This window comes from Rhodococcus sp. (in: high G+C Gram-positive bacteria), from assembly GCF_049591685.1.
GTDB lineage: Bacteria > Actinomycetota > Actinomycetes > Mycobacteriales > Mycobacteriaceae > Rhodococcoides.
The window spans coordinates 1-4,120 of sequence record NZ_JBAWFH010000499.1; the positions used below are offsets into that span (position 1 = coordinate 1).

Annotated in this window: 4 protein-coding genes; all 4 read left to right on the forward strand. The window is 64.0% G+C overall.

What is annotated here, in order from left to right; translation table 11 throughout:
* Nucleotides 1–211 precede the first annotated feature (211 nt).
* Nucleotides 212–949 (forward strand): GAP family protein, encoded by a 738-nt coding sequence (locus WBQ44_RS20560; protein WP_495568517.1) that lies wholly within the window; start codon nucleotides 212–214, stop codon nucleotides 947–949.
* Nucleotides 950–1,003: 54 nt separating this feature from the next.
* Nucleotides 1,004–2,245 carry a sensor histidine kinase gene (locus WBQ44_RS20565; RefSeq protein WP_495568518.1) on the forward strand — a complete coding sequence of 414 codons (1,242 nt, stop codon included), beginning with the start codon at nucleotides 1,004–1,006 and terminating at the stop codon, nucleotides 2,243–2,245.
* A complete protein-coding gene (locus WBQ44_RS20570; RefSeq protein ID WP_495568519.1) occupies nucleotides 2,242–2,907 on the forward strand; it encodes a response regulator in 666 nt (221 codons plus the stop codon). Before WBQ44_RS20565 ends, WBQ44_RS20570 begins: the two co-directional genes overlap by 4 nt.
* Before the next feature lie 122 nt (nucleotides 2,908–3,029).
* A partial coding sequence (locus WBQ44_RS20575; protein ID WP_495568520.1) for a DUF222 domain-containing protein occupies nucleotides 3,030–4,120 on the forward strand: 1,091 nt, incomplete at its 3' end.

Consider the following 4,120-nt stretch of genomic DNA (forward strand, 5'->3'; position numbering starts at 1 on the left):
CGGCTGGGACGGCAACGGCCGGGGCAGCAAGCCGTGACGGCTCGGTCGTGATGCGGACGGTTTCGCTCTCGCGGGTCACCCTGGCGTCCCCGTCCCCGTCCCCGTCAGCGTCCCCGTCCTCGTCCTCGTCCTCGTCAGCGTCGGCTTCGGTCGGCGTCGTTCGGGCTGGCGTCTTACCCGGCGGAATCCGACGCGAAGGCTTGGTTCGCGCATGTTGACCTCGGTGATCGTGTCTGTGCTTCCGCTGGCCGTTGTCGATGCCGTCGGTGTGGGCGCTCTGGCGATGCCCGTGTGGTTCCTGCTGTCCGATCGAGCGCGAACCGGCTACATCTGCATCTATCTGACGATTCTCGCCGCCGCATATGCGACCATCGGCGTCGCTATGCTGAACGGGCCGTCAGGCATTCGCACCATCGCACAGGAGCAGTTCGGTTCGGACGCGGGTGGATGGGTTCGGGGTGTGGTCGGCGTGGTCCTACTCCTGATTGCAGCGTGGTACGGGTTGATCCACAACGTTCCGGTTCGTGAACAGGGCGTGGGCTGGTTCGAAAAGTGGCGTGATGCCGCGATAGGTGAGAACGCCACCCTGCGCGGTGTGGTGGGGGTGGCGCTCCTCGCGACTGTCGTGGAGATTCCGACGGCAGTTCCCTTCGCCATCGCGCTCGGTCGTATCGACGAGATAGATCCCAGCGTCGCTGGGCAACTGTTCGCCGTCGTGACCTACACGGTGGTCATGATCGTGCCCGCACTCGCACTCACGATTGCATCGGTGATGGCGCGAATGCATGTCGCCGGCGTGCTCTATCGCGTCGACCTGTGGTTTCGGCGAAATGCCCAAGAGAACACCGCATGGATAGTCGCGTTCGTCGGATTCGCCTTGTTCTTCGAGACCCAGCTGTACAACTCGGTAATGGGTTTGATTTCCGATGCGGCCGCCTCGGACGGGTAACCGTTAGAGTTGATCTGCGCGTGAGTCCGCCAGCGAGCTGACGAAGGGGGAGCCATGGTTCGTGCGGAATCCGGATCTCGTTGGCGCCCAGACCGCGTCGAGGTCATACCTCTGATCTTGTTGCCGATTTCAGCAATCGTGTTGGGCGCGATGGCTGCGACGGATATCGGCGGGGCGGCCGGTAGACGTCTTCTCGAAAGCCCCGTGTTGATCGTCCCGACAGTGTTGTTGTTCGCCGCACTCACATGCGTCTTGTGCCTGCGTCGCCGCTTTCCGATCATCACGTACACGACCAGTGTCGCCATCACGGCTGTGATGATGCTGGTTCTGAGAAGCGCGAGTTTGGGCATCAGCCCGATGTACTGGTTCGCTGCTGTCGCTCTCGGAATGCGGGCGCAGGGGTGGCGGTTGGTGGCCGCCATGATCGGCGGTATCGCCGTCGATAGCCTCGTTTCAGCATGGGTTCGGGTCGGAAGTCCCGACGGCGGGGAAGCCGACTTCTCGTCTCAGTTGTGGGTGGCGCTGTTCAACGCCACGCTCACCACCACCGCGTTGGTAATGCTCGGCGCCGTGATCGCCGCCCATCGCCGGCAGGTGGCGTCGGGGGCCACCGAACTCGAACATGCGCGGCATGAACACGAGTCGCGAATCGCACGGGCGGTCGAGGCCGAGCGTGCGTCCATGGCACGTGAACTCCACGACATGGCCGCCCATCATCTGGCCGCAATGCTGATCCAGGCGAGAAATGCTGAGCGGCTCCTCGAACAGGACCCGGCGAAAGCGCAGGAGTTGCTGTCCGGTGTGATCGGACAGGGACGCCGTACGCTGGACGGTCTTCGTCAAATCGTCGGCATCCTCCGTATGCCCGACGGCGCGGGGGTCCCACCACAACCCACCATCGCCGACATCGCGTCACTCGTGGAGGGATTCCGGACGATGTTCGCCGATGTGCATGTGGCGATATGCAGAGATAGCGCCGACGTGGACAGCGGAGTGCAACTGGCGTGCTACCGGATCGTCCAGGAATCACTGTCCAATGCGAGCCGCTATGCGCTGCGATCGCGCGCAGTGGTGAAGGTGGAGCGAGCGGGCGACGCAATGGTGATCACCGTGCTCAACGATGCAGGTAGTACCAAGACGATCGACACTGCAGCCGATGCACATGGCCAAGGGCTGGGAATCGTCGGAATGCGTGAACGTGTGGCAATACTCGGCGGCAGCATCGACGCACACGCCGTCGACGACGGCTGGGCCGTACGTGCAGAACTCCCCGTCCACGGACGGATCGCTGTATGACCGAGCCCATCACAGTCCTGCTCGTCGACGATCAACCAGTGGTGCGGCAAGGATTCGAGATGTTCTTCGCCGACGACCCCCGCATTCACGTGGTCGGTCACGCGGCCTCGGGAACCCGAGCCGTAGAACAGGTCAGAATGCTGCGTCCCGACGTAGTGCTGATGGACATTCGTATGCCACAACGCGACGGGCTGTCCGCAACCAGAGAAATCGTGGAACGGTTCACTCAGTCGCGGGTGATAGTAGTGACCACGTTCGATCTGGACGAATACGTCTTCGCCGCCCTCGACCTCGGCGCATCGGGGTTCTTACTCAAGGACGCCGATCCGAGCGAACTGGCCCAAGCGATCGTCGACGTCGCAGCAGGAGGAACCGCGATGTCGGCGCGAGTCACCACCCGCGTCGCGCAAGAATTCGCCCGTCGCAACGGAATCGCGGTCAGACAGATCGAGCACGACCTGACCGCGCGGGAGATGGACGTCGTGCGAAATCTCGCGGACGGACTCTCCAATGAGGACATCGCCGCCCGCCTACATATCGAGGCGAGCACCGTCAAAACGCACATCGGCAACATCGCGCGCAGACTGGGTGTGCGCACCCGCTTACAGATTGTCATCTGGGCATACCGCAGCGGCGTCGTCCGGAGTGATTCCGGACGTTGAATCAGGCAGGCCGAACGTTTCCGCTCGCGCTATCCAGCATCGCCCCGTGCATGCGCCGATCGAGCCGACCGACCGGAGCCGTCGGGAATTGTTTGTCGGTGGGTGGTTGTACCTTTCCCGCCATGCAGAAGTTGGGGGACTTCGACACAGCACACACGCTGTCCGACCAGGACATCGTGTCCACACTCGCGCACATCCACACCACCGAAACCGCGCTCGCCGCAGCACGACTGGCCACCCTCGCCGAAGCCGACCGACGCGGCATCGCACTGAAACTCGGACACTCCTCCGTCAAACGCTGGTACGCACACGCCACCCGCATCCCCGAAAGCAACGCAGCCCACCAAATCGCCCTCGGCACCTGGCTCCACCACCACCCCACCATCGCGGCCGCACTCACCGACGGCACCATCCACTACCTCCACGCCAAAGCCATCGCCGACGGCCACACCGTCATCACCACCGCCGACCCCACCCTCGACAACAACACCCAACACGAACTCATCGCAGCCCTACTCCACGTCGCCACCCACTCCATCGCCAAAGCCGTCACCGACCGCGCCCACGAACTCGCCCACCACGCCGCCGCAACAGCCCGCGCCCGCTACGACGCCGAACAGCAACGACGAACAGAAGAGCAGAAGAACACCCCACCCGAAGACACGGATGGTGACGGAGATGGCGGCGGCGTCGACGATGGTGCTGACGGCGATGATGGTGTTGGTCGCGGTGCCGATGAGACCGAGAAGACGCCGGATGTGGACGACGCCCCGCAGGGTCCGCCGCCGCTACCGGTCTCCGAGAACACCGCACTCAACGAACTGCACATCTACCCACTCGCCAACGGTCGCAATGATATCCGCGGCAACTACGACAAGCTCACTACCGAAAGACTCAAAGCCGCACTCTCCCCGCACGCCGCGCCCAGACCGGGACCCGACGGCACCCGCGACCCCCGCACACCCGCACGCCGCAACGCCGACGCACTCGCCGACATCATCGCCCAGCACCTGCGCGGCGGTATGAGAGCTTCAGGTGCGCCCACCGCCGACGTCAAACTCATCGTCCGCCTCGCCGACCTGATGAAGAAACCCAGCAGCGCGCGTGGTGAAGGCCCGAGCGGCGAAAGTCCGAGCAGTGAAAGCCCGAGCGGGCAGAACCCCTCCGGTGGAGGCCCTCGCGATAGAAGCCCGAACGGGAGAAGCCCGAGCGG

Bases quoted from the DNA above. Each gene is read 5' to 3' on its own strand.
- WBQ44_RS20560 (WP_495568517.1), top strand. From the start codon at position 212: ATGTTGACCTCGGTGATCGTGTCTGTGCTTCCGCTGGCCGTTGTCGAT.
- WBQ44_RS20570 (WP_495568519.1), top strand. From the start codon at position 2,242: ATGACCGAGCCCATCACAGTCCTGCTCGTCGACGATCAACCAGTGGTG.
- WBQ44_RS20565 (WP_495568518.1), top strand. From the start codon at position 1,004: ATGGTTCGTGCGGAATCCGGATCTCGTTGGCGCCCAGACCGCGTCGAG.